The organism is Erysipelatoclostridium sp. DFI.2.3, from assembly GCF_019132535.1.
GTDB lineage: Bacteria > Bacillota_I > Bacilli_A > Erysipelotrichales > Erysipelotrichaceae > Clostridium_AQ > Clostridium_AQ innocuum.
Genome location: NZ_JAHOOJ010000001.1, coordinates 226230 through 247220, shown reverse-complemented (window position 1 = coordinate 247220; position 20991 = coordinate 226230). Strand labels below are relative to the sequence as shown.

Below are 20991 nucleotides of genomic sequence, written 5' to 3'. Positions count from 1 at the left end.
TTACTCCAAATTCTAATTTCTGGTTTTTACTCAACTTTAGTGTAGCTCTCCATACTAAAAGTTTCCAAATCAAACACTACCGCAACAACATTGTCCTCATTTTCTTCAATAAGCCATAAGCGAGTCCATAATGTTTGGTCATTCATATTGGTAGCAGTTTTATCCTCACCATCGGTAATGATTTTTTCGGGATCTAATTTTGTTACAAAAATGTTTTCGGGTTTAAGTCCTGACAGGCTGCTTTGAAGTTCGTCATCGGTTAGTCCTGCCATTTCCATTGCTTCAGCACCATTATAGTACTCAACATCTCCGTACCAGTAGTTATCGTTAATATCCTCGATGGATTTTAACCACATAAATTTATCTTCAACGAATTTATAACCAGCACCAGAGCCGGTATCTATTTCCCATGTTCCTTGCATCAGTGCATTATCATCGTTATTATCTTTGCTGTCAGTAGTACCGGTGCAAGCAGTAAGGCCAAATAGTGTAAAACAGATAATCAGAATAGCTGATGCAATTCTGAAAAAGCCATTTTTGCGGTATTTAATCATATTCATATCATAGTTCATAGGTAACCTCCAAGTTACATTCTATTTATCTTTGTAACCCGTTCTCCATTGAAAAATGAAGAAAATCTTTTATTCCCGTTCCCGTCTACTCCGCTTTTTCTTCCGGGGGTCTGGCGGAGGGGAGAAGGTCTGAATATAGTCCTGCCGGATCGCTGTCACATCCTGAGAAAGAAAAGCAGCGACACGCTCCTGTTCGGAAGTTTGATCTGGGAAAAAGGACGCAAATTTCTGTGCCAGCTGTTCTTCTTTTTCATCCAGTTTAAGTGTGCCTTCGTATCCAATCAATTCTTTCAGCACAGCAGTAAACTCCTTGTACCGGTCCCCTCGAATATCCAGATCGACTTTCGCTTTGGCCGTCATACCGTTAAGGTAAAGTACCTTCAAGAACGCATCGTTTCCTGACCGATTCATTGTGCCCCATAAAGCCAGCTTTTTTGAGAGCAGCTTCCCGCCAATCAGCATCCAGTTTTGGCTTCGGTAAATTTCCAGATACTTTTTCATGGCCTCATCTTCAAACTCTATTGGTTCAAAATGTTCTCCATCCAGCAGCTGTTCCAGCTGATTTTTGCTGAGAATCTGATTAAGTACCGGTATGTTCCGGTAAGGCGTGCAGATATAGCGTCTCATTTTCTGAAACAGCGCTACAACCAGAACTGCTGTGCCAAGTAAAAACAGAAAAAGCTCTCCATCCATTTCGATTTTCCCGGTTGCCGTTACCCAGATGCCACGCAGAACCAGTACAACGCCAAAGCCCCACAACCCGAAAACCAGCAACTTTTTCAGTGGATGAAAATGAATCCACTCAATGATCCGCACTTGTTGCTTGCCGCTCATCGGTTCATTTCGTAAAAGTCGGCGGGTGATCCACTGATTCAACAGTTGTGGAGTCCATGCAACGCCAAATAGAAAAACTGCAATACCGGCATAAAGGGCAATCCCGATCCAACCAATATCCAGATAAGACTCCAAAAGCAGTAAAAGGATAATGGGCAGAATCATGGTGAGAAAAAGTGGTAAAAATGATTTTTTGCGTCCCTTCTGGAGATTTAGGTCATTGAAAGCAGAAGTAATGCACAGGGCAAAAATCATCACAGCCGATATTCCGCCGGACACCCAGTTTTTAAGGTCGCCAAAACGCATCACATGTTCGACTCTGTGCATATTCGGAAATTTCCCGGTAATACCTGCATAGAGGCAAAATCCCAAATAAGCCAAAGCCAAAAGTGCCCCTACCAGCTTCAAAATTGTTTTTCCTGAAAGTTTTCGTTTCTCCATCTTCGTCGTTTTCCTATAAAATCACGGTTCCTGTATCAATTTATCCTTCTGTATCCCAAACAAAGCTATCTACCATGTCCCTGGCGGCCTGTTCCGTGGTTTCTGATCCGCTGAAATTTGTAAGCTGGATCAGGCAGAACCCGTAATCCTTTACAATATAGTATTGCGTGGTGACAATATCGCCCTCGTCGATAGTAAAGATATAAAGCAGATCCCCCTGCTCGGTATAGGTTCCATCCCCGTTCAGTTGTGCTTCAATACCATCCAGCTGCATCAAAATCTGTTGGACGATCGCATCCCGAAACTGCTCATGCTCATCCAGACTATATTTGTTCTTTCCTACATGGATGGAGATGTTGTCCGGCTTTTCATCATTTTCGTGGCCTTCCTCTATATAGAAAATCTGCGAATTAGTAGAATGCTTCTCAGATTTCTCCCATCCATCCGGGACGATATAACTTCCGGGAATCGCATAATCTTCAGATGATATTTCGGTTTCGGAAGAAGAAGGTTCCTGCTGATCCGCCACAGATTCATCAGAGGGAGATTGTGGCGATGAAGTCCCATTTTTACCGCATCCAGCAAGGAGCAGCACCATAGCTAATAACACAATTAAGATTTTTTTCATGCTCTGATTCCTCTCGCTTTATAATACGGGTTATCCGAGTTTGGAAACAATCTGGCAGAACATCTCAACATTTTCTTTCTGCCCCTGAATATCAGAGCCAATCGCATTGTTCATCAAAGAAATTTTCATTTTCTCTTTTCCAAAATGCAGCATTACGACTTTTCTTCCGGGCAGCAACCCACCCTTGACCTCTGCCTTTGTTATGCTGTTTAGGGGCAGAGAAAGCCGGTTTTCAATTTTGGAGACATTGACGGAATTTACAATGACCATATTCAGGTGTTTCTCGGTAATTCCCATATAGCAGTAAGCATTGCTCAGTGCGCCCAATGCAGCGGCAGCACCCCCCGTCAGTGTAGAAAGTCCCCCAATTAGTGCATAGGTATCAGCCCCGGCCATGATGACTGCCCATAACTTGCACTGATAGGCTTCGCTTTCGTTCAAAATGGCTTCCAGCATTTCATTTTTATCTTTTTCATTCATTGTAAGCATAATTGTTCCTCCTGATTATTGTTTTAAGTTGAGAACGCCGGATGCAATCCTTTGATATATGCACCCGGCGTTCTTCAAAAGCATTAGTCTACTTTCAAATTTTCGTCCAGGATCACCAGTTCGCCGTTGCGTTCAATGATACCAGGCTGAACCACGACGATTTTCAGACCTTCCTGCAATTCCAGATACTGTGAAGCATAACCCCAAACCTTGACCTGATCGCCTTCCTCAAGCTCAATGGCAGTGCTTACAGTACCATCTTCATTCAAAAGCTGGTTAGAAATACAGTAGAGCTGGCCGGTTGTATCCTCTGCGATATAGAGAGACACATCCGTAGCGAGTGGCGTTCCGGCAATAGATTTATATTCACCGACTTCTTCGCCCCAAATAGTACCTTCACTGTAAAATCCAACGACCATATTTTCTTCATATCCCTCGATGATCGCATTGAAATCCTGAGCATACGGCTCCATCTCGGCTTTTGTAGTATCCTTGTAAGCGGCAATCTTTTCATTAGATGCCTGTTCTTTTACCTCTTGCGGCTGATAATCCTTGTATTCAAAAACATTGTCCGAAGCAAGCGTGATTGCTGTGTAGTCATCATCCAGAATGACTTTATAAACAGCAATTTCATCATCATCAACAGTACGATTGATGTCGATATTTCCTGCGGAATTCAGTTCATATCCGTCTACACCTTCCAGCGCCTTTTGTAAAGCTGCGTTGGACATCGCACAGTTGATCCCATTGAGCGTTACAAAGAAATCAGGATTTGGTTGATCCTTATCGGCAGAGTATTCCAGTTCTACCACCGTTCCGCCCTCAGCAGGCTTGCATGGCTCTGTCCCGGCATTTACGATTGCAACATCTATTTCCTGATCGTCTTTGGAAAGTTCCCCATAAATACGCTCGCCGGGTTGCAGAGAAACCTCTGCTGCATCATATTCTTCCGTTTCCAAACTCCAGCCGGCTTGTATCAGCTGGGAAGTTTCCAAAGGAAGCGTATAGTAAGTACCATCCAGTACGAACTCAGGTGTCCCGTCATTTTTCAGCTGAGACAGAATGGCCTCATCCGTACAGCCTTTATCGCTGCCCGCAGCTGCCGGAGCTGATGTCTGAGGTTTTGAGCCGCATCCGGCCAGCATACTGCATACCAGCACACATCCTGTCAGTAAAGCAATCCATTGTTTTTTCATAAGCGTAAATCCTTTCTGCGATTCTATCAAATTTGTTTTATGTATGAACAACTCATATCCTATATAAAGGTCGATTATGCCCCTATCAGCGTCATGACCACATAGAGTACGATAAGCAGGAGCGCAAGACACATTGCACAGAAAACGGCAATCGTCGTTTTGACCCTGTGCCGCTCCTTTAATGTCAGAACCATCATTGCAAGTACATCAAAGGAAAAGAAGAACTGGCAGATTCCAGCTAAAACCGCCAACCATTTCGGATGTATGCCGTCTTTGCATGACTTTATCAGATAAGCGATAGCATAGGGAGCTGCCCCTAATAGAATCCCGTATCCCAAAATCAAAAAAACAATGGTTACCAGTCCGAACAACGCCATCAGCGGCAATGGGAAGAATGCCATCAGCGTTACATATACAGTGATGCTCCCTCCGATCAGGTAGAACGGGATTAGTCCATACTTGATAATCAAAGTGCAGTTCAGCAATGTTTTTCTCGACCACTTTCTTCCTACGGTCAGCACAACAATCAAATTGACGATCCCCATAATAAAGGGCAGAAGGATCGATACTATCTGCAATGTGATTGCATTGCCAAAATGAACTGCCAAAAGAAAGAATGTATAAGACACAATTACATAGAGTACCGGGAGGATATAAGTCATTTAGCAGCCTCCTTTCTGCGCCGGATCAACCAGAGAATCAGCCAGATCAAGCAGACTGGGAACGAGAACAAGCCCAAAATAAAAACTCCGGCTCCAAACGATCCAAGGATTGAGTCCCCGGTGGCGATATTGCTGATGATTCCGAACAGTGCCAGACCAACGCTGAAAGAGAGCCAGCAAAAGAAAGCATATTTACTCTCTTTGGCGCTTGCGGGTATTCTTGATTCTCCCTTTTTATTTCCAAGCTGGGTTTTTAGCTGTTCGCTTAGAAGTCGTTCCTGCTTCTCTAATTCAGTGTCTCCGATCGCCCTTGCGTAATCTTCACGAAGTAGGTGATACCCCAGTTTATCCTGCGTATTTTTTGCTCGATGCAAAAACTGCTCCAAAGTTTCTTCCGCTTCTGTCCAGCGCTGTTGTTCCAGCAGAGCGGAGAACCAGTTCGCTGTAATGATGTTTTTGGAATGCTTGCTGAGTGCCCAAGGACGCCAGCGATCCAATCCATGTTTCAAATTCTCAAGGTTGTGATCGCTTTGATATGCCACCACATAGGGGTTAAGTTTCTTTGCCAGCCAGTGTTCATATTTGCAATATGCGAAAAAGCATAGAGCCAGCAGCACAAGGAACACTACAACAGCAATCCACATAGTCTCGTAAGAAAAAAAGTGATCATAAATCAAGCACGCAGCTCCGGAGAGAGCCGCAATGCTGAAAATTGGCCATGGATTTCTCATAATAGCAATATCTCCAATCATCTGTTTGAATAAAGATTCCGATATGGTCAAATTGTCATATCTATATGCAAACATTATAGCATTTGCATGATCTTTCGTCATCATTTTTCTGCTGTACGGCTAGGAATTTAATTGTAAATAAATTATGAATATATCTATTGCAATTTTACAAAAAGAAAAGCCTCATCCCTCGCTGATTGAGAGATGAGGCGAAATGATTATGCTGTAATCTCCGGGATTTCTCCGACAAAGTTATAAACGATTCTGACTTCCTGCACCTTCTGTCCGTCAATCTTCTTGACTTCGCCCACCAAAATTTTGCTGATGAGCCGGTTCAGCACCGCTTCATCCAGTTCTTCAATGGCTGCATAACGCCGGATTTCTTTGATAAAGGTGCGGACTTCATTTTCCTGTTCGTCAGAGTGGCGCATCATCAACAGCAGGTCTCGCAGGCGCTTCTGGTTAGCTTCCTGCTCCTGCTCCAGTGTTGCTGTCAGCTTCATAAAACGCTGCTCAGTCAAGATTCCTTTTGCCTTATCGGTATATAGGCTCAGAAACATCTCATCAATTTCACAATTCCTGCTTTCCAGTCGTTGACATTCCTTCTGTGTCTGGGAAGCGTCCAGAAGATACCGGCGCTCCATCCGGCTGCTCAGCCGCTGATAAAAAGCATCGGCATCTTTGAGCGCAGTCTTTGCCAGCTCCTGAATATCTTTCAGCACAAGATTGTATAAATCTCTGGCTTCGATCTTGTGGCTGGTACAGGCGTTCTTGCCCAGCCTGTTATAGGTCTGGCAGATATAATACGCCTTATCAATCGGTTCCCGCTGTTCGCCGGTAAAACGGTTCTTTCCGGTTCTGCCAACCTTTTCATACCGCACCTGCATGGACTTTCCGCAAGTCGCACAATAAATGATACCGTGGAACAGGTTATAAAAGGGGCAGGAGTTGCCCTTCATAATGGTTGGTCTGCGGTCAATGATTTCCTGCACCTGCTCCCATTCTTCCGGGGAGATGATTGCTTCATGGCAATCCTCGATAATTTCCCAGTCCTCACGAGGGATAATATCATAGGTGTTGGAGCGAATCCCTTTCTGATGTGTCCGGCAGACCAGATGTGCGCCCTTATAAAAGGGATTCCGCAGGATATGGCTGATTCTTGCACTTCCCCATGAATAGTAATTTACATCACATTCTGTGTTACTTTTTACTCTGGTGATTGGGACTTTATCATCCATGAGCTGCTTTGCAATCCGCATACATCCCCAGCCATCCAGCGCCATATCATAGATTTTTCGGATTACCGGTGCTGTCTCAGGGTCACGGATCAAATGCCCCTTATCCTCCGGGTCACGCATCAAACCGAGGGGCGGCTGCCCACCACAAAACTTCCCCTGCCGGGAACGGGTCATACGCCCTGCCAGCACCTTTTTGGAAATATCCCGGCTGTACATATCGTTCAGGATATTCTTAAACGGCGTAATGTCCATTTCCTGACGGGTCAGGCTGTCCACTCCGTCTGTAATGGCGATATAGCGTACATTGTGTTTTGGGAAAAAGATTTCGATATAGCTGCCAGCTTCGATATAATTCCTGCCCAGTCTGGACAGGTCTTTGGTGATAACGCAGCCGATCTTTCCCGCCTCAATATCGGCAATCATGCGCTGAAAAGAAGGGCGGTTGAAATTGCGGCCTGTATAACCGTCATCCACATAATACTCATACTGGAACATTCCGTTTTTTTCGGCAAAGTCCCGGAGCATAAGTTTCTGGTTGCTGATGCTCATGCTCTCATTATCGCCGCCATCCTCCAGAGAGATACGGCAATAAAGGGCTGTGATTTTCTGATTCACTTGTTTTTTCCTGCTCATAGTGTTCTCCTTCTATGAACAGGGACACGATACCATTATAATACCATGCCCCTGTCCATGATTCAACTGCTTTACGCCGCTTTTCGTGCCATTTCCTGATGCTCTAACCATTCCTCGAAGTGTTCGCAGGTCTGACGCTCGATCAGCTGCTCAAAGGCTTCCCGCATGGTTTTGTCCCCAGAAAACTCACGAACCACTACAAACTGGACTTTTTTATTCTGCTTCTTGTTTTTCTCCATAGGCTACCTCCATAGAATAGGGGATCAGACGGTAGCTGTGGCAACGAAGTCCGGCAACGGACATCAAAAAACCTGTAAACTATCGTCTGACCCTGATTTCTTACTTTTCAAATTTTCTTGTAAAATCTCGTTGCTTTCGTTGCCGGAAACATAGATAGATAATAAAAATCCTTTATTTACGGGCTTTTTCCATATCAAAACCATAAATTTATCAGCAACGAACCCGGCAACCAACTGGCAACTATCCCGGCAACAGACCGTCCTTGTCAGGCGATCCACTCCTGCGGAAGTTCCAGCTGACGGCATTCTTCTTCACTCAGTTCTACAAATCCACCTTCGTTGCTGGGTAGTTCGTTGCCGGAAGTGTCCCGTTCCCAGCCCTTTTGTCTGCCATATCCGGCAAACATCCGGGGATTGGAAAAAGGCTTCCAACCGGTCACGACCGTGTTCATGATCTCATTGATATTGTGGAGCTGCCACCGCTTCGGCTCATCAAAGGTATGTCCCAGCGCCTCCTTGAACAGCTGTTTTGAGCAGACCATGTTTCCGGTGTAGTGTTCCAGAAATCCCTGTATCTGTCCAGCTTCGGTGTCCTCCGGCATGAAGTCTTTCTGCACCTCCACCAGTTGACGCTGGATGGACTTGCTGAATTTCATGGAATACTTGCCGCTGTGGTAAATGCTCATAGCTTCTGCCCATACCTGCAACAGATACGCTCTGGAAGCGTCCTCGTCCTCCAAAATGTGAACCTCTGCCTTCTCCGGGTAAATCATGATTGGGAGAAAGCGCCGGTTCCCGGCTCGATCCAGCGGCAGAAAGTCCAGGGTATTCGAGGAACCACCGAACACGCACTGCCGAAGCCGGTCTTTAGGCTGAGATTCATAAGGTGTCCGGTAGGTTTCCTTCTGTCGGCTAATAAAGGAACGGATTTCTTCAATGCTCTTTGCGCTGCTGGTGGCAAGCATCTCTGACATCTCAATGATCCAGTGACCTTGTAGCTTTTGGAATACCCGGTCGTCATCCAACTTCTTCAGGTCATCAGAGAACCATTCGTCCCGGATCGCCAGCAGTCGGAAGAATGTGGACTTCCCGGCACCCTGACCGCCCACCAAACAAAGCATTTCTTCATATTTGGAACCGGGACGGAATACCCGGCGTATAGCACCCAGCAGGAAATGTTTCAGCATTTCTTCCACATAGTCACTTTCATCAGCACCAAGAAAATGGTGCAGACAGGATCGGATGCGTGGTGTACCGTCCCAGACAAGACTGTTCAGCACATCCTGAATTGGATGGTAACAATTTTCGTTTGCTACGATAGAAAGGGCAGCCGTGATCTTTTTCTCACTGGTCAGCTCATAGTTTCTCTCAAAATAGAGGAGAAGATATTTCACATCAGTATCCGTCAGAGCGCTGGTATTCCTGCGCCAGCCCAAGTCCTGTACAATGTCTACCCGGTCTGTCAGGAGATTAAGCCGGATGGCATCCCGCAGGAGTGGATCGCAGCAGAACACAATCCGGCAGTTGTCGATGGTGTTGGCTGTTTTTCCCTTGTCGGTAACAGAAAGGCTCTGCCGCACCTTATCAACGCTCTGTTCCGGCGCTATGGCTTCGGCTGCGCTCATCACAGCCTGCTGGGTGGCTGGCGATAAACTCTGATATTCGCTGTTCAATTTTCCTCACCTCTTTTCCATACTCCGCAACTACAAAAGCTCGTTCTTCTATGCTGTCAGACAGAAGAAGATCCAACAGATATTCGATATATGGCTGCCTGTGCAGAGCCTCCACAAACAAAGGATTCCAGTCATCCTCCGGTTGTTTGGGCGCATATTCTTCTTTCCATCGTTCCAGCAAACGCAGGTAGTCGCACAGCACCCGAAAGCATTTCTGCTCTGCCTGCCGGTATCGCATTTCCTCGCTGATTTTTCTTTTGATTACTCTCTTTTGTGGCGGATCGTGGCCTTTGCGGTCAAAGCTGATTGAGAAGTCCTCTGCCAGCTTTAAGGCAGCTTCTTTACTGCTTAGTCCAAAAAGACGGGAAGTGAAATCAATCACATCTCCATCTGCCTGACAGGCAAAACAATGGAACCGTCTGTCCACCTTCATGCTGGGATGCCTGTCATCGTGAAACGGGCAACAAGCCATCCCGTTGCGTCCTACTGAAATTCCATAAACCAAAGCAGCCTGCCTTGTGGTAACAGACTGTTTTACTGCTTCAAATACATTCGTTTCTTCCACCTCCAAACAATGCAAAAGGCATCCGGTTTCCATAGAAAATCAGATGCCTCACAATTCCATATCCTGTTTTCTTGTTGGAGCAATCCGTCCTTCACGCTCCCAGCGCTCCCGGTTCTCCCGATCAGCGTCCAGTTTGCCTTGTGCCAGCTTCTCCTTAATGGATTTTCTGGCTTTATTTTTGATCTGCTCTTTGCCAGCCTGTTTGACCTCCGGTTTTAACAGCACCGCCTGTACCTTTTTGAGAACTTTTTCAGCAGACTGCTGTAATTTTTCTCGCACCCTACTCAGCAGAGTGTTCGCTATCTTCACAACTTCTGGCGAATTTTTGGCATTGGGCGATACCACGCTCTTTCGATATTTCTCAATTACTTCCATATCTTCAAGCTGGGTTTGTTCCCGAACCTTGTCGGTCACAACCTCCACCGCCTTGTCATAGGCTGCACCGGAAACATCTTCCAGCAAGGTTTCTACATCCTCAATTTTTAGCGTCAGTTCCTCCAGCTTTTGTTCCTGTGTCGCCAGCTGCTCCTTCTGCTTCATCAGGATATAATCCTGCTTTTCCAAATAGTCACGCCCACCATAAGACGGCTCCTGTTCCAGATGCAGCCCATGCCGTTTGGCAACGTCAAATAAGATTATCCGACAGACTGCATCAAAAGTCTGTTTCCGGTTATTGTGCTTTCCTTTTGGCTGTTCCGGTTTAGGGAGAGGGATACCCAGTTCCTCCAACGCCTTTTCCTGCTGGGGGCACAGCTCTCCATACCGATTTTCACAGTCAAATACATGGCGCTCATGGATGTGCGGAGTTCCTTCATCCAGATGGAGCGCCCAGTCTAAAATGTGGATATGAGAACCGAAACGGTTTTCAAATTCCTCATAAAATTCACTGACAATGAGCGCTAAAGTCTCTGGCGGAACGGATTCTTCCATAGTGCCGATCTGGTAGATGCTTTCTTCTGGACAGGTCTTGTTATTTTTCAAAAGATCATCCACAGTGCGATTGCGCTCAATGTGCCGGGTTTTCTCGTTCCGGGCGTTCTGAGCATTGACATGGTCGGCATAATGCTCGTAGTAATACATCCGTTCAATTTCCTCAAAGCTGAAATCCGGCTGCTCTGGGTTTTCCCGAAAGTCGTGGGTGGTAAAGCCCCGGTAACAGTCCCAGTACACATTTTGTCTGGCACGCTCAGCGTCAATGTGTTCGCTATTTTCTACATCGAACCGACGGTCATTGTGCCGGGGATTGTAAGTGCCATGCTTCCCAGATCGTCCATTGTGTCTTGTTAATTTCAAACATTTTTCCTCCTTCCTGCAAAGATGTTCTGGGCTGGGGAGGGCGGCAAAGCCGCCAGACCTGCGAAGTTTTGCGTCAGGTAATACCCAGTATAAGTTGACGCAGGCATCAACTTTCCCTGGGCAAGGCGTTTCACCCTTGACCCGATGAGGCTGGCTGCCCTCAACCCGCCAATGGGCATTGCCCCTTGACCCCAGCAGTGCGCTGCCGCCCCTGCACCCCGGCACAAAGGGCTGGCTGCCCTCTGTACTCCCGCACCGGCGAAGCTGGCCTTCACCGCAGAAGCGGTTTTTGCCAGTTTCACCGGCTCCGTATCCGTACATTTACGCCCATAGGCGAGAAGTGGATACAGAATACGCCTGCGGAAATTGCCGATCAAAACAGCGGGTGCAGACCCGATATTTTTTCGTAAATCGCCCTCATTTTAAGCGATTTTTTCTTCTGTCTGTATGACCTGAAAGCCATGCTCTTTTGCGTACTCCCTTGCAGCTGCCAGCCGTTCTTCGCTGTACGGCGGCACCAGCCGGATCGAAAGTCGTGACTTGTCCATCACATAGGTCACGCTACCTTCCGGCGTACTGCGTTCCAAGCGGCACAGCAGAGGGTACTTCCGGCTGAAATCCTCCAGTCTGCGTTTCAAGCTGGCATTGAAGGTGTAGATACTGGCAATCGTCTCGCCCTCATTCCAGTTGATGATGGTTTCTTTTTCATATTTAGACAGCTTCCTCATACAGTTCCTCCTCATAATCGGTGTTTGCTTTCAGCGCACGCAGACTGCGTCTAATCCGGCGGTATTCGTCCATCTCCATACGCAGATGATGGTAAAAGGCTTCGTACCACCTTTCCTCTGTCTCTGTCTCAATTTTACGAGCAAGATGAAGCATCTGGCTTTTCGCCTCCGGGTCAACAGTCAATGCTGTCAGCCATTTCAGCCTTGTCACTGTGTTGTGATGGCTGGGGCAGGCGTAAGCGTAAAGAATTTTCTTTTCCTTCATATTCAGTTTCATAATGATCTACCTCCATTCATTTGATGCGGTATGTTCCGCATCGTTTATTTTTCTGTCTGCCGGTCTGTCTGCAAAATATTCCTGCCCGGATTCTCTCCCAGCGTATTGTCCTCTTTGGTGCGCTCTTATCGTGGCGTCACTTCCCCGGAGGTCGTCCCCCTTGCAGTCGGTCATTCATTTTTCAAGGTTCTATGTCTCCTGACAAGAACCAGTTTACCGAAAAAAGAGGGCTGCTCCCGTATGTCCAAGACGCAGGAAAAACACATGAAAACCGCATATTTCCACGCTCTCGGAAATGTGCTATAATGAAAAACAAAAACCGATGGCAAGGAGGTGCTTTGATGTACACAAAACTGTCAATCCCGGAACGGCTCAAAGACCTGCGAGTGGTGGATAAGCACCTGACGCTGGAACAGCTGGCAGAACAGACCGGCCTGTCTAAGTCGGCACTGGGGAAATATGAGAGCGATGACTACAAAGACATCAGCCCATTTGCGATTGCGACACTGGCAAAGTTTTACGGAGTGTCCACTGATTATCTGATGGGCGTGTCAGAAAATAAAAATCACCCAAACACGGAGCTTCAAGCTCTGCATCTGAGTGACGCTATGGTGGAACTTTTGAGCAGCGGAAAGATCAACAACCGCCTGCTTTGTGAACTGGCGACTCATCCAAATTTTTTGCGGCTGATGGTTGATATGGAAATCTTTATTGACCAGCTCGCTGATATGCGGGTGAACCAGATGAATCTGATTCTGGAAGCTACCCGGCAGACCATTCTTAAAGAACACGCACCTGGAGAAAATGATCTGTATATGCGGACGCTGGAATTGGGTCAGGTACAGGAGAACGATTTTTACAGCCATATCCTTCATGATGATCTGGACAGCATTGTCCGGGATATACGGGAAGCCCATTTGAAAGACAAGACCACAGCCGACCCACAGCCAACACTGGATGAGGTCAAAGAGAATTTTGAACAGGCCATACAGATGGGAACCGACACAGAAGCTATGATCCATGAGTTCTGTGATAAAATGCAGATTCCTTTTGAAAAAATTTCATCCGAGGACTTTTCGGCTTTTCTGCGGATACTGAGCCTGTCCAAACTGCTTAAAAACCCAAACAATATGCGGGGAAAAGCCAAGTCACAGCCGTATTATATGCCAAAAAAGAAAAAGCGCAGGTAGCAAAAAGGCCATCCACTATAAAAGTGAATGGCCTCAGACTGTAGACAAAGTCCCGGCAAAAGCCGGGCTTTTCTACATTTATAACCGTTTTTCTGGTATAATGGGGTTATCAGAAAGGCGGTGTTTTTTATGATGACTAAGAATGCAGATAAGAAACGAGAGCAAATGATCATGTTCTGTATGGATGACATGGTTCCACAAAACCATATGCTGCGTTTAATTGATAAAGCCATTGACTGGGATTTTATTTATGATCTTGTAGAGGAAAAATACTGCCTTGATAATGGAAGACCGAGCATGGATCCAGTTATGCTGATCAAAATCCCTTTTATCCAATACCTTTACGGAATTAAAAGTATGAGGCAGACGATTCGGGAGATCGAAGTAAATGCTGCGTATCGTTGGTTTCTGGGTCTGGATATGATGGATCCGGTTCCTCATTTTTCTACCTTCGGGAAGAATTATACTCGCCGTTTTAAAGATACCGATCTTTTTGAGCAGATCTTCGCAAAGATACTGGAAGACTGCATGAAATTCAACCTGGTAGATACGGAGCAGATTTTTGTAGATTCCACTCATGTTAAGGCATGTGCAAACAGCAAAAAAATGAGAAAACGGGTTGCCCATGAACAGGCACTCTGGTATGAAGAAGAACTCCAGAAAGAAATCACAAAAGACCGGGAAGCCCATGGGAAGAAACCGTTGAAGGAAAAAAACCGGAATGATCCACCCTCCGGCGGCGGAGGCTGTGCGGATTCTCAAGAGGAGATTGCTGAAGGAGCAAAAACACAGAAGTGCAGTACAACCGATCCGGAAAGCGGATGGTTTCGTAAAGGGGAACATAAGCATGTTTTTGCCTACGCAGTAGAAACAGCCTGCGATAAACATGGTTGGATTCTCGGTTATAGCGTTCATCCAGGAAACGAACATGACAGCCGAACCTTTAAACCTCTTTATGATAAGATAAAGGATTATTGTCCTGCGATGCTTGTAGCGGATGGAGGTTATCGAACTCCGGCGATTGCTCGTGAATTGTTGATGAATGGAATTGAACCATTGTTTCCATACAAAAGGCCCATGACCAAGGATGGCTTTTTTCGTAAATACGAGTATGTATATGACGAGAATTATGATTGTTACTTATGCCCGGAAAATCAAATATTATCTTATCGGACAACGAACCGGGATGGATATAAAGAATATCAGAGTTGCCAAGAAGTGTGTACCAAGTGTCCAAGTATCCATAAATGTACGGAAAGTAAAAATCATGTGAAAGTGGTCATGCGTCATGTTTGGGAAGAGTATATGGAAATGGCAGAAGATATCCGCCATACTCTTGGAAACAAAGAGATTTATGAACTAAGGAAAGAAACAATCGAACGGATTTTTGGAACAGCGAAGGAACAGCATGGATTTCGTTATACCCAGTATATTGGAAAAGCCCGGATGGAACTGAAAGCGGGGCTTACATTTGCCTGCATGAATCTGAAAAAACTGGCCAGAATTCTGGAAAACAGGGCATCTAAAACACCAGAATTCTTTGGTTTTTTAAGATTTTTGGTAGAAGAATCGCTATATGTAGAAAAGTGGTGCTGGAAACAATCCCAGCACCAACTTTGTCTACAGTCTGAGGCCATCCACTATAAAAGTGAATGGCCTCAGTTTTTCCACCTTCTCAGACGAAAATCATCTCAGACCGAATGACTTCCTCTGCCCGGTGGCGTATGCTGTTCATGTGACCGACCCATGCAAGCTGGTCTTTTGCTTTCAATTCCTCCGTGACTCCCTCTGTTTCTTTTATCTGGGCAATGATACAATCCAGACGGTTCTGTGCCTGCTCATCCAGATCGGCAAGATATGTCCACAGCTTTCCAGACAGAAGCAATTCATTGTACCGGTCGGGACAATACTCTTGCAGATATTCCCTGTGCATCCGTCCCCACCGTCCGATTGGGCGGCTTTCCTCCGGCAGCTGTAAGTCTGGAATATAGTAGTCTCCGACCAGAACATAGTCCAGACCGTTACTGTCATCATGGATATGCTTTTTCAATTTCTTCATAGCGACCTCCTGTTTTCGTTTTATCCGAATCCAGTTGATCGTGTCCCTGTTCATCTGTTATTCAAGGCAACTGAACTCGTCACCATGAATTATGGCATATCCTTTCCGAGTTTTTGGTAGTTCAGTCCGTGGGAGGTCTGCGCGCCCCGGTTCTCGCTCTGGTTGTAGCTGTCAATGGTTTCCTTGCCCAGCACCTCCGCGATCTCCTTGGCGTTCTTGCCCCTGCCACTAAGGAACAGCGTACAGTCGCAGTTGTCGGAAATGATTTCCGCCGCGTCCTTGTAAATGGCCTTTAGCTGCGACTGGCTCTGCAAAATAATAGAAGCCGAGATTTCCCGGCTTCGGATGGTGGCGATCAGCTTGTCAAAGTTTGGAATCTGGCCGATGTTGGCGAACTCGTCCAGAATCAGCCGCACATGGACGGGCAGCCGCCCGCCGTATTTGTCATCGGCCCGGTCACACAAAAGGTTTATGAGCTGGCTTTGCACCATTGCCAGAATGAAATTAAAGGTCGTGTCCGTGTCCGACATAATCAGGAACAGGGCTGTTTTTTTGTCCCCGATGGTGTCAAGTTCCAGTTCGTCGTCCTCCATCAGCTCCCGCACCTCCCGGATGTCAAAGGGCGCTAATCTGGCTCCGCAGCTTATCAAAATGGAGCTGCGGGTCTTGCCCGCCGACAGCAGGAATTTACGGTACTGGCGCACCGCAAAGTGTTCCGGGTCTTTTTCTTCCAGCCGTTCAAACATCTGGTCTACCGGGGATTGAAATTCCGGGTCGTCCTCGCGGGCTTCACTGGCATTTATCATTTCAAGCAGCGTAGTGAAATTCATTTCATCGTCCGGCGCTTCGTACCAGATATAGCCAATGAGGGCCGAATACAGCAGGCGTTCCGATTTGATCCAAAAATCCTCGGCGCTTTTTTCGCCCTCGCCCTTGGTGTTACAGATCAGAGTGTTTACCAGCTTCAAAATGTCCTTTTCCGAATGGATGTAGCGAAACGGGTTGTAGCGCATACTCTTGGAAAAGTTAATGGTATTCAGCACTTTTACCCGGTAGCCGCACCGCACAAGGAGCTGGCCCACCTCGCCGATCAGACTTCCTTTCGGGTCGGTAATCACGAATGAGGTCGGGTAGTCCTTGGACACGCACTGCATGAGGTTGGGCTTCACAAAGAACCGGGTCTTGCCGCTGCCGGAACCGCCGATCACCAGCACATTTTTGTTCCGGGCGGTCTTGGGGTCTTTGGGCCGGTTGTTCATGGTGAGGCGTTCCGTCTGGGTCAGGAGGATGTTGTTGTCAAACACCGGGTCGATGTACGGGGCTATATCTTTGGGGCTGCCCCAACGGGCGCTGCCGTACTCGACACCCCGGCGGTATTTCTTGGCGTTCTTGCTTTTGCAGTACACCATCAGCCGCAGCGCCACCGCACCGGCCACGCCCACCGCCAGATCGAACAGGTGGAAGCTGGGGGCGGCGCTTTCAAAGGCAAGGGAAAAGCCGTCCGCAAGGTGCAATAGCTTTTCCGACAAGTCCGCCCCAGCCGCCAGCCGGTAGGTCTGTCCCAGCTTGCCGAACAGGTAAACAAACAGCAGGTAGGGCAGGTTGGCGATGATCAGCTTTTTCATTTCCGGCTTCATCGTGACAGCCCCCTTTCCTTGATTTTCTCCTTGGCCTGCTGGCTGCTTCTGGCCGCTGCCTTTTCTTTCAGGACGGCAAGGGTCTTTCGGATGGAGGGGCGCTCCTGCTGTTTGAGCTTCTTGGCCGTAAACTCCTTAAACGCCTGTTCCAGATTGTCCGCCTGCTTGGATTTGAAGATCACGATATACCGGGGCGGATGGGTAGTGCGGTCTTTCCGCAAGGTAAAATCAATGTCGTATTTCTTGGCGCAGGGCTTAAACAGGCCGATGTTGGCGTCGGTGATCTCAATGTTGGACAGGGCGGAACCGTCCTTTTTGAGCTGCCGTAAGCTCTGCTGTCCGTGATGGGCCTTGCCCGTCCCTTTCTGCCGGGCGGCCAGATATTTTCGGATGGCCGCTTGCAGCACTTGGGCGGTGAGCTTGCCCGTCTTAACCGCTAACGCTATGGTTTTCTGGTCTACTTCTTCCTGCAACTGCTATCCCTCCTTTGGAAAGTCAGCAGGCAGGCGGATGGCTTAAATCCGCACCCGCAGGCCGGAGAGGTCGTCGGCATGGATTCCCACAAGATACCAGTTCTCGGCCATTTCAATGCGGGTCGGCCTCCATCTGCCGCCCACCATCACATCAAAAGTTTCTCCGCAGTGCAGGCCGCCGTAATAGTCCGCAAGGTCAAAGCGGATGTCGTAGCGGTCTGTCTGCTCGTCAAAAATCAAAGCACCCTGTTTCATAGGGTCGGCCTCCTTTCAGATTTTGCCGGTGTTCATGTCATGGGCCACCAGCGCCGTGTAATAGCCGTTGATGGTGCTTGGGGCGTTGAACAGAACCGCCAGCAGGTATTTTTTGATGTTCCGTATTTCCGTGGTGTTTTTGCTGATACAGTCAAAGACAAACTCAATGTGAGAGCTGTTCAGCTTCATCAGCTTGGATTTCACCAGCTCGGCGGGGTAATCGTCCCCGGCAATGCGGATGGTCTTTCGGGCGCTGCATACGGTTTCCACCAGCAAGTCCACGATCTCGTCCAGCATATCCCGGTCAATCCCCTTGGCGTACTGGCAAAGGTGTTCATACTCGATGTTGTCCTTGATGATCTCCCGATAAATCTCTACGGTGCTCTGTGATTTCGCTCCCGTTCCTTTCCGTTCCGGCGGCGCAGCCGCTTCTTCCCCCAAAGGAGAGGGAGGGGAAAGGATAAGAATGGAATCGGTATTTGATCCATCCGTAATTGATTTCTCTTTACTTGATCTATCTTTATTTAATTGCGTTGGTTTTTCCTGCGTAGGCTTTTCCTGCGTTGGATTATCCAATGTTGGATTTTCCAATGTAGGTGAATCCGGCACAGGCTGGGGCTGTTCATAAATGATGTAATCCGCCCCGCGCAGGCGGCCTTGGCTGTCACGCTCACGGGAACGCACGATATAGCCCGCCTGTTCCAGCTCCCGGACAGCCGCCCGGATCGCGTCGATCTGCTCCCGGTTGATAAGGGATAAGCCTTTCAGCGTAAAGTCCCAGCTCTCCGGCAAGGACAGCATTTGCGACAGCAGCCCCTTGGCTTTCAGGGACAAGTCCTTGTTCCGCAGGTGGTGGTTGGACATCACCGTATAGCCCCGGTTTTTCTCCACTCGAAAAACTGCCATCTCGTCGTCCACTCCTTTCACTTGAAATTTCACCGCGCCGTCAAGGGCGGTGAGCTTGCCCGGCTGGTAGGGACATTCCTCATACACACAAAACTGGTACTTCCAGTGCGGGCGGTAGAAACGGCAGGTGCCGCAGTCCTCCGGCGCTCCGGCCTCGCCGTTGTCAAAATGATCTGCGCCCGGCCTCGTCTGCATGAGCTGTTCAAAGGCCCGGTCGCTGCCGGAAGTAAAGTACATAGGCGGTCGCCTCCTTTCTGTTTTTGGGCGCAAAAAAGCGGCGTCCTGATCTCCCCAAAGGGGAAAAGAGAACGCCGCTGTCTGCGGTGTCGTATTCAATTTTCGATGTGTCACTATTTGGGCGCTGGGCTTCACGGGAAGCAGAAGCGTGTCAAAGCTCAATCCGAAAGTAGTAAATCGGTAGTAAATTCAGTTCTTATATCCCGTGAAATGCCCGTATTTCCGGGCTTTTTGGAGATAATCAGAGTTGTTAACTTTAATTAGATTGTAAAAAGTTTAGTGCGCACGATTAAATTTTTTAAGACAAAAAAGAGGAGGAAATAAAATGTTTAACAAGCTTGAGAAAATACTTATGCCAATGTCTGATGTGCTAAGTAAAAACAGAGTCTTGATTGCCATTCGTGATGGCTTCTTAATAGCCACGCCATTACTGATCGTCGGTTCGATCTTCTTATTGATCGCCAATTTTCCGATACCCGGATGGTCTGAGTTCTGGACAGGAGTATTTGGGGCAGGCTGGGAGGAATGGTTCAAAGCCGTATCCCGTGCAACCTTTAACTGTACCGCTTTACTGACTTGTTTGGGTACTGGCTATGCTATGGCCAGAGAGTTTGGTGGAGATAAGATACAGGGTGCAGCCGTTGCCTTAGTTTCATTTTTCATCCTGCAGCCGGTCATTCACGATGCGGTAAATGATGCGGGAGAAGTGGTTTTAGAAGGTGCATTTGCAGGTTTATCCTTTGATAATATCGGTACGGACGGTATCTTCATGGCTCTGTGCTGCTCTATACTCTGCGTACTTCTGTTTATCTGGGTTTACAAAAAGGGATGGACAATCAAAATGCCAAAGGGTGTGCCACCTGCTGTAGCGGACTCCTTCGCTGCATTGGTACCTAGTGCCATCGTTTTACTGGTATGCTTCCTGATTCGTATTTTCTTTGAATTTACACCATTTGAAACTGCACAGGGATTTGTATTCACCGTACTTCAGACGCCTATGAAAGGACTGGGGGATACTCTGGGGGCAAATGCTATTTACAGCTTCATGTGTACATTCCTCTGGTTCTTCGGTATAAACGGTCCTGCCGTAATGAACTCTGTATACTTCATCGGCAACGTATTAACGGCCGATCAGCTGCTTGCATTTGAAGCAGGAACGCCGAATAATGAATTACCGCATATCTTTACAAATCCGTTCTCAAACTTCTTCACGAACTTTGGCGGCGGCGGAAGTACGCTATCGCTCGTTATCTGTATGCTGCTGTTCTGTAAATCTGAACGTATCAAGGTGTTGGGTAGATTAAGCATTGTTCCAGGTATTTTCGGAATCAATGAACCAATCATTTTCGGTTTGCCTATCGTATTAAACCCGATTATGATCATACCGTTCATCTTTGTACCATTATTTAATTTAGTTACATCCTACTTACTGACAATAGCAGAAATTCTGCCAAAGACAACCGGTGTCAACTTACCGTGGACGACTCCAATCGGATTCTCCGGCTGGTTATCGACAGGAAGCTGGATTGCCGCAGTATGGCAGATTATTCTGCTGGTTATCGGATGCTGTATCTATTTCCCATTCATTAAAGCGCTTGATAAAGGTTATTTGCATGATGAAGAAAATTCAGAGGATACAGAAGAAGAAGATATTTCATTTGATGATTTATCATTGGATGATCTGTAACATACCAGACGCTATTCTTACACAGCTATAGACTGAGCGGGTTTCACATCTGTTGTATTACACCAATAAGATGCGAAGCCTCTTTTTCTTAGCTCCCCCCCTTCCAATCCCAATAGATATATTTTATGAAAATGTGATAAGTATGAATTACAGCTCTTTCGTTGCGACTAATGCAATACGCTGCGCTGTAAGCCGAAAATTTCAAGCCTGTTATGACCCCTGTTATCGTGCACTGCTTCCTCTTTTTCGCATGAAAAAAGCTGTGATTAAGTATTGGTCATACATATATTTCCTAACAGCTAGGAAATATAATTGGTTATATTGCACATGAAAAGGATTTATAAT

General features: G+C 47.1%; 21 protein-coding genes and 1 pseudogene. 3 read left to right on the top strand and 19 right to left on the bottom strand.

Annotated features, from left to right (window positions below; translation table 11 throughout):
• Positions 1-26 precede the first annotated feature (26 nt).
• The 14 genes from KSZ58_RS01285 to KSZ58_RS01220 form a co-directional block, all read right to left on the bottom strand.
• Positions 27-572 (bottom strand): hypothetical protein, encoded by a 546-nt coding sequence (locus KSZ58_RS01285; RefSeq protein WP_015540992.1) that lies wholly within the window; start codon positions 570-572, stop codon positions 27-29.
• 69 nt (positions 573-641) lie between these two features.
• Positions 642-1847 (bottom strand): hypothetical protein, encoded by a 1206-nt coding sequence (locus tag KSZ58_RS01280; protein ID WP_195384492.1) that lies wholly within the window; start codon positions 1845-1847, stop codon positions 642-644.
• Positions 1848-1887: 40 nt separating this feature from the next.
• The gene (locus tag KSZ58_RS01275; protein WP_195384493.1) at positions 1888-2475 is read right to left on the bottom strand and encodes a hypothetical protein; all 588 of its coding nucleotides are present in this window, start codon (positions 2473-2475) and stop codon (positions 1888-1890) included.
• A 30-nt stretch (positions 2476-2505) separates the two neighbouring features.
• A complete protein-coding gene (locus KSZ58_RS01270; protein ID WP_195384494.1) occupies positions 2506-2964 on the bottom strand; it encodes a hypothetical protein in 459 nt (152 codons plus the stop codon).
• 83 nt (positions 2965-3047) lie between these two features.
• The gene (locus KSZ58_RS01265) at positions 3048-4160 is read right to left on the bottom strand and encodes a hypothetical protein (protein WP_117505369.1); all 1113 of its coding nucleotides are present in this window, start codon (positions 4158-4160) and stop codon (positions 3048-3050) included.
• A 74-nt stretch (positions 4161-4234) separates the two neighbouring features.
• On the bottom strand, positions 4235-4822 hold the full coding sequence (locus KSZ58_RS01260; protein ID WP_004613375.1) for a hypothetical protein: 588 nt from the start codon (positions 4820-4822) through the stop codon (positions 4235-4237).
• Positions 4819-5658 (bottom strand): ribonuclease III, encoded by an 840-nt coding sequence (locus tag KSZ58_RS01255; RefSeq protein ID WP_118437747.1) that lies wholly within the window; start codon positions 5656-5658, stop codon positions 4819-4821. The genes KSZ58_RS01260 and KSZ58_RS01255 overlap by 4 nt, the downstream gene beginning before the upstream one ends.
• A 113-nt stretch (positions 5659-5771) precedes the next feature.
• On the bottom strand, positions 5772-7424 hold the full coding sequence (locus KSZ58_RS01250) for a recombinase family protein (RefSeq protein ID WP_118263090.1): 1653 nt from the start codon (positions 7422-7424) through the stop codon (positions 5772-5774).
• A gap of 71 nt (positions 7425-7495) precedes the next feature.
• Entirely contained in the window at positions 7496-7663 is a 168-nt protein-coding gene (locus KSZ58_RS01245) for a hypothetical protein (RefSeq protein WP_004612784.1), read from the bottom strand.
• Positions 7664-7929: 266 nt separating this feature from the next.
• Positions 7930-9288, bottom strand: coding sequence for a virulence-associated E family protein (locus tag KSZ58_RS01240; protein ID WP_118359278.1), 1359 nt, complete (start codon positions 9286-9288; stop codon positions 7930-7932).
• Positions 9248-9934, bottom strand: coding sequence for a CHC2 zinc finger domain-containing protein (locus KSZ58_RS01235; RefSeq protein ID WP_004612786.1), 687 nt, complete (start codon positions 9932-9934; stop codon positions 9248-9250). Before KSZ58_RS01235 ends, KSZ58_RS01240 begins: the two co-directional genes overlap by 41 nt.
• Before the next feature lie 15 nt (positions 9935-9949).
• A complete protein-coding gene (locus KSZ58_RS01230) occupies positions 9950-11194 on the bottom strand; it encodes a serine/arginine repetitive matrix protein 2 (RefSeq protein ID WP_118437749.1) in 1245 nt (414 codons plus the stop codon).
• 425 nt (positions 11195-11619) lie between these two features.
• A complete protein-coding gene (locus tag KSZ58_RS01225) occupies positions 11620-11925 on the bottom strand; it encodes a hypothetical protein (RefSeq protein WP_055271589.1) in 306 nt (101 codons plus the stop codon).
• Entirely contained in the window at positions 11909-12202 is a 294-nt protein-coding gene (locus KSZ58_RS01220) for a hypothetical protein (protein WP_002594258.1), read from the bottom strand. The genes KSZ58_RS01225 and KSZ58_RS01220 overlap by 17 nt, the downstream gene beginning before the upstream one ends.
• Before the next feature lie 341 nt (positions 12203-12543).
• On the opposite strand from KSZ58_RS01220, the gene KSZ58_RS01215 reads away from it, so the two are divergent.
• Together KSZ58_RS01215 and KSZ58_RS01210 are read left to right on the top strand one after the other, a co-directional pair.
• A complete protein-coding gene (locus tag KSZ58_RS01215) occupies positions 12544-13392 on the top strand; it encodes a helix-turn-helix domain-containing protein (protein ID WP_055271594.1) in 849 nt (282 codons plus the stop codon).
• Positions 13393-13521: 129 nt separating this feature from the next.
• Positions 13522-15096 carry an IS1182 family transposase gene (locus KSZ58_RS01210; protein ID WP_227160599.1) on the top strand — a complete coding sequence of 525 codons (1575 nt, stop codon included), beginning with the start codon at positions 13522-13524 and terminating at the stop codon, positions 15094-15096.
• Here the strand turns inward: KSZ58_RS01210 and KSZ58_RS01205 are convergent.
• The 5 genes and pseudogenes from KSZ58_RS01205 to KSZ58_RS01185 all read right to left on the bottom strand — a co-directional run bounded on the left by KSZ58_RS01205 (position 15068) and on the right by KSZ58_RS01185 (position 18959).
• On the bottom strand, positions 15068-15451 hold the full coding sequence (locus KSZ58_RS01205; protein ID WP_119251489.1) for a TnpV protein: 384 nt from the start codon (positions 15449-15451) through the stop codon (positions 15068-15070). The genes KSZ58_RS01210 and KSZ58_RS01205 overlap by 29 nt on opposite strands.
• 95 nt (positions 15452-15546) lie before the next feature.
• Positions 15547-17088: pseudogene (locus KSZ58_RS01200) on the bottom strand (VirD4-like conjugal transfer protein, CD1115 family); the annotation flags it as partial.
• Entirely contained in the window at positions 17085-17561 is a 477-nt protein-coding gene (locus KSZ58_RS01195; RefSeq protein ID WP_003509387.1) for a PcfB family protein, read from the bottom strand. The gene KSZ58_RS01195 and the pseudogene KSZ58_RS01200, both read right to left, overlap by 4 nt.
• 42 nt (positions 17562-17603) lie before the next feature.
• Positions 17604-17816, bottom strand: a complete 213-nt coding sequence (locus tag KSZ58_RS01190) for a DUF5348 domain-containing protein (protein ID WP_003819042.1) — start codon at positions 17814-17816, stop codon at positions 17604-17606.
• A 15-nt stretch (positions 17817-17831) separates the two neighbouring features.
• A complete protein-coding gene (locus tag KSZ58_RS01185; protein ID WP_374102556.1) occupies positions 17832-18959 on the bottom strand; it encodes a DUF6017 domain-containing protein in 1128 nt (375 codons plus the stop codon).
• Positions 18960-19284: 325 nt separating this feature from the next.
• Between KSZ58_RS01185 and KSZ58_RS01175 the strand changes: the two genes are divergently transcribed.
• A complete protein-coding gene (locus tag KSZ58_RS01175; RefSeq protein WP_008818319.1) occupies positions 19285-20646 on the top strand; it encodes a PTS sugar transporter subunit IIC in 1362 nt (453 codons plus the stop codon).
• The last annotated feature ends 345 nt before the right edge of the window (positions 20647-20991 follow it).